Source organism: Rhizobium sp. SG_E_25_P2 (genome assembly GCF_029892285.1).
Classification (GTDB): domain Bacteria; phylum Pseudomonadota; class Alphaproteobacteria; order Rhizobiales; family Rhizobiaceae; genus Rhizobium_E.
The window spans coordinates 1-5,204 of sequence record NZ_JARXVM010000034.1; the positions used below are offsets into that span (position 1 = coordinate 1).

Below are 5,204 nucleotides of genomic sequence, written 5' to 3' on the forward strand. Positions count from 1 at the left end.
TCGCCGTCAGCGCAGTTGCTTCGGCATAACTCAGGCTGACGGTCACGGCATCTGCAGACGTCAAAGCAATATCTGCATTCACCAACGCCTGCGCCGTTTTCAGAGAGAGCGACAGGACATCATCCGACGCGTTCACGGAGCTCACGCCGAGATCGGCATAGGCCGTGATTTCAGAGGAGGTCAGCGCAGCGATACTGGCGCCCGTATCCACCAGCGCCAGCGCGTCCGGGGAGACCAGCGAGATGTCGCCGTCCACAAGCGCCTCGATCTGCGCCGCCGTCAGCGAGGCGGCGTTGTCGGAGAGATCGATAACGTTGATCCCCTTGGCAGCCAGGGTAGCGATGCCGCTGGCAGAAAGAGCCGCAAGTTGAGCGCCCGTCATCGTCGCCGTGAGCGTATCGACATTGGCGGCGAGAAGCGCCGCGCCCACCGTGCTGGTCAACGCACTGGCCTGGGCATAGGTCAGCGTCACCGTCACCTCATCAGCGGAGATGAAGCCGATGCCGGCGTCGACATAGGCATTCGCCGCCGCGTAGCCGAGCGAAATCGCGTCGTCAGAAATGTCGATGCGGTCGACATTGATGGCGGCCAGCCCCGAGAGGTCGAGCGTATCGGGATCGGCGAAGGTGGAGGCCGACGCGGACACGGCCACGTCGTCGTCGCTGTCGAAACTGATGTCGGCGAGCGCCAGGGCATTGGCCTTGACCAGACTGATGGTGATCGCGCCGTCGGTGGCGTCGATGCTGTCGACGCCGAGCGTGCTCAGCTTGCTGATATTGGCGGTTGTCATCGCCGCGATCACGGCGCCCGTGTCGGCGACCCGCACGGTGTCGATGCCAAGCGCCGTATAATCGGAGAGATCGCTGCTCGTCAGGGCGACGATGCGGCTGAGCGTATCCGAGAGGCGCGCGGTCAGGGCGTCGTCGAAGGTAAGACCCGCCGTCTGCATGGCCGCAACCTGCGCCACGGTCGCTTCGAGAGTGGATGAGGTCGAGGTGATCTTGGAGGCGCCATAAGCCGCAGCCGTCGCGATGTCGGTCGCCGAAAGGGCGGCGAATTCGGCGGCCGTGGCCAGAAGCGAGATCTTGTCGTCGAAAGTGAATTCGATCCCCAGAGACGACAGCGTTTCGATCTGGTCCATGGTCAGCGAGACGGCGTCGTCACTGACATTGAAGTATTCGACGCCCAAACTTGCCAAGGCGCTGATCTCGGCTGTTTCCAGCGCAGCGATCGCCGCGCCGCTGTCCCAGACGATCACCGTTCCATCGGTGGTTTGCAGGGCGACGGCATTGTCGATCAAGGCCTGGGCCTGATCGACCGTCAGGTTGAGGCCGCCGCTATATTCAAATGCAAAGACGCCGATCCCTGCGATCGACGCGATGTCGCTAACGCTGAGCGCATTCATCTCCGAGGCGGACAGGGACACGGTCAGCGCGTCGCCGCTGGCGAATTCGAGGCCGGCGTTGGAAAAGGCGAGCGCGGCGGAGACGGTCAGGGTTGCCGCATCGTCGGTCAGATCGACGCTGTCCACGCCCCAGGCGGCGAGCGACGCGATATCGGCGGTCGAGAACGCCTCGACCGTGTCCCCGGCATCGGCGAGCGTAACGACGTCGTCTGCGGCAATGTCGAAACCCGCCGTCTGCAGAACGAGAATGCGGGCATAGGTCAGGGACGCGACGTCCGTCAGGTCGAACACGCTCGCGCTGATCCCGGCAAGATCGCTGAGCGCATTGGCGTCGAGACCAGCGAGATCCGTCGCGGACAGCGTGATGGTCACGGTGTAACCAGACGCAAAGACCAGACCGGCGGAAACGACCGCCTGAGCCTCGGCCAGCGTCACCGACACGGCCGAACCGCTGACATCGGAAAGTTCCAGGCTGTCGCCGCTGCTGAAACCAACACCCTGCGTGGAGAAAGCTTCGACCTGGTCGATCGTCAGCGACACGATATCGTCGCTGACGTCGATCAGAACGATGCCAAGCGAAGCGATCGTGGCGATATCGGCGGATGACAGCGCCTGGATCTCGGCGCCGGTCGCAACGACAAGAACGTCCCCGGACGAGGCGGAGACGGCCACATCATGGGCGCCGAGGGCGAGCGCCAGTTCGACGCTGAGGGACAGATCGCCTGCATCCGACAAGGCGAGGCTGGAAACGCCGGCCTCCGCGATCGCGGCGATATCGCTTGCATCGAGCGCAGCGATGTCCGCCGCCGTGGCCGACACGGTGACCAGGTCGCTGCTGTCGAACGACAGTCCGGCGCTCTCCAGGGCCAGCGCGGCGGATACCGAGATGCTTGCCGCATCGTCTGTCAGATCAACGAAATCGACGCCCCAGGCGCCGAGAGCGGCAATGTCGGCGGTGGAAAGTCCTTCGATGGTTGCAGCCGTGTCCGAGAGCGTCACGACATCGCCGCTGGCGATGCCGAACCCAGCCGATTGCAGCGCGAGGATGCGCGCATAGGTCAGGGACGCGGCGTCCGAGAGATCGAATCCGCTCGCGCCAATACCGGCGAGATCATCGAGATCGTCAGCGTCGAGGCCGGCAAGCTCCGAGGCCGTGAGCGACACCGTCACCGTATCGTCGGACGCAAAGGTTAGTCCGGCCGAGGCTAGGGCCTGTGCCTGGGCGAGCGACACGGTCACGGCGTCGTCTGTCGCATCCAGCTTCGATACGCCGAGACTGTCGAGGGCGGCGATGTTGGACACCGAAATGTCGGCAAGGGCAGCCCCGATGTCGCTGACCTCTATCGAGGCTGCTCCATCAATGCTGATGCCGGAAATGGCGGCCAGCGCCACCGCCGCCGCCGCGGTCAAGGTGACGGCGCCGCCGTTCGATACGGTGATCGTCGAAATGCCCATCTCGACCAGATCAGCTGCATCCGACGCCGTCAGCGCCGAGATGGCCGAGGCCGTGCCGTTCAGCGATGCCACATCTGTGTCGTTGTGATAGACGCGGGTGTAATATTTGCCGACGCTGTCGTCATACCAGGTGATGGCGAAGCCGCCGTCAGCGAGGGCCACGATCTTCTGGTAGCGCTGGTTGCCGCTTTCATTGACGTTGACAGCGAATTCATCGCCAATCTTGTTGCCGTCGGCGTCGAACACCTGGCCGCTGATATCGTATCCCGTGCTGTCGCTATAGTCGTTCCAGACGATTACATAGCCGCCGCCTTCCAGCGCTACGACCGTCGGAGTATACTGGATTCCGTCCGTGGTCGTGTTGACCACCGAGATCGCGGTCACGGCGTTGCCGCTGGCGTCGAAAACCTGCGAATAAATATCCCGGCCAGAAGTATACCAGTTCCAAGTGATGACGAAGCGGCCGTCTTCAAGTGCGGTGATGCCGACATTAAGCTGATAGGAACTGCTTTCATTGACGGCAATTGCCGCTGTCACGGCATTCCCCTCCCCATCATATATCCTCATATAGACGGAGGTACGGTCGACCGCCCAGGCGACAGCAAATGCGCCATTGCTCAGTTGCGTGACTGCGGCCAGGATTTCGCGGCCATCCGAATCGGAGGTGACGGCAAAGGCGTTGCCGACGGCAGCGCCTGAACTATCGATGATCTGCCCGTAAACACCGTAGCCGTCACTGTCGGGAGCCGTATAGAAGATCGCCACGCTGCCATCGGCAAGCTCGACCGTCTGCGTATAGACAGCTCCTTCATCCCAAGAATTTAGGCCATTGAGTGCGGTGCCGGAGGTTGTCAGGGGTATGACGCTGCCGACCGCGTCTCCATCGGCGTCATAACGCTGGGCGACAATCGTGGAGGAGCCCGTATAGGTCGTGATAATGTAGCCCCCATCCGAGAGGGCCGTCACCTGCGGCGCCATGGACTCAGATGACGTTGAATCCGGATCAAGCGAGGTCACGGCGCCTGTCGCATTCCCATCCTCGTCATAGCGCTGATAATACAGCGTGAAGTAATCCGTCCAGACGATCAGGTAGCCGCCATCGGCGAGCGCCGTCACGCTGGCCTGAATTGCGTCACTCGTAGTGCTGACCTGTGTCGCATCATCGATCTTGTTGCCGTCGGCATCGAAGCGCTGCGCATAGATGACACCGCTTGCGTTGAACACGACGATGTATGACCCGTCCGCCAGTGCGGCAGTCTGACCGCTTTGCCCATCAGTAATGCCGCCCACCTCGATATCGGCCGTCGTGGTGGGGCTCATCGTTTCATATTCGCTCGAGGCGGCGATATCGGCGGCGGCAAAGGCGTTGATCTGGCTGATGCTTAGCGCCAGCGCCCTGTCGTTCGCCAGGACCTCCGAAACGCCCAGCGTCCCAAGATTGGCGATCTCGGTCGCGCTCAGCGCTTCGATCGTATCGGCCTCGTCCGAAATCGTGATCTCGTCATCGGCGGCGAAGACGACCCCAACGGCAATGAGCGCCTGGGCCTGAGCGATTGTCAACGACGCCTCATTGTCGGAGAGATCAACCGCGGCGCCGGAAGAAGCGACAAGCGAGAGAATTTCAGAATAAGTGGTCATAACGGCTTCCTTGCTGTCGACACGCCCAGCGAGCAGAAATTTCCATCCTAATAGACTCCAAAATTAACCTGAGCCACTCGCCGGGAACTGCAAAAAGGAAGAAAAAGCTATGAAAAATCCGCCACATGCTCACGAGCCGATTCAGTTTTCGCCATACACCTAACCAAACTTCCAGGATTGACTTCCTTTGGATTCATCAAGCCTTGCACCGGATTACCGTTACGATGCATGGGTCGCGACCGCACAGCTGCTGGATCTTAGCCATCGGCAAATCGTTCACTTGCCCCCTGTAGGACGGGACACAGTGTGCAGCAGAGTTGTCGTTTTCGGAGTGAGCTGGCGCTGGTGCATCGATCGTAGTGCGAGCGGAATTCGATCTTTGGTTCTGCTGCTGTGCGGTAGCTTTTCTGCACCGGACGGATTTCGGGCTTGCACATGCCAGTATTCGATTGAGGATCGCGCAGCCGATGGCAACTTCCGTCGACTGTGCCGCGAATGAGCGTGCTCGCAGTCGGCGTCCGATGATCGACTTGTAGCGACCGATCGCGGTCTCGACCGATTTCCGTAGCCGGTCGCGACCTGCCACTTCATCAGACCATCGGCTTTATAGGTTAGAGCGTGTTTCAGCTTATCAGCCTCATTCTGCCGGATCAATTTCGGTCAGGATCAAGGCTTTTGGCGAGGGCGTACCCAGATGTACGGCGGA

The 5,204-nt window shown here is 61.2% G+C and carries 1 protein-coding gene and 1 pseudogene; both read right to left on the reverse strand.

Translation table 11 applies throughout. The annotated features are described in order from the left end of the window. The coding region (locus M2360_RS26705; RefSeq protein WP_280778428.1) for a hypothetical protein at positions 1 to 4,498 on the reverse strand (4,498 nt) is incomplete at its 3' end. Between the two features lie 412 nt (positions 4,499 to 4,910). Next, a pseudogene (locus M2360_RS26710) lies at positions 4,911 to 5,098 on the reverse strand (IS5/IS1182 family transposase); the annotation flags it as partial. Between the last annotated feature and the right edge of the window lie 106 nt (positions 5,099 to 5,204).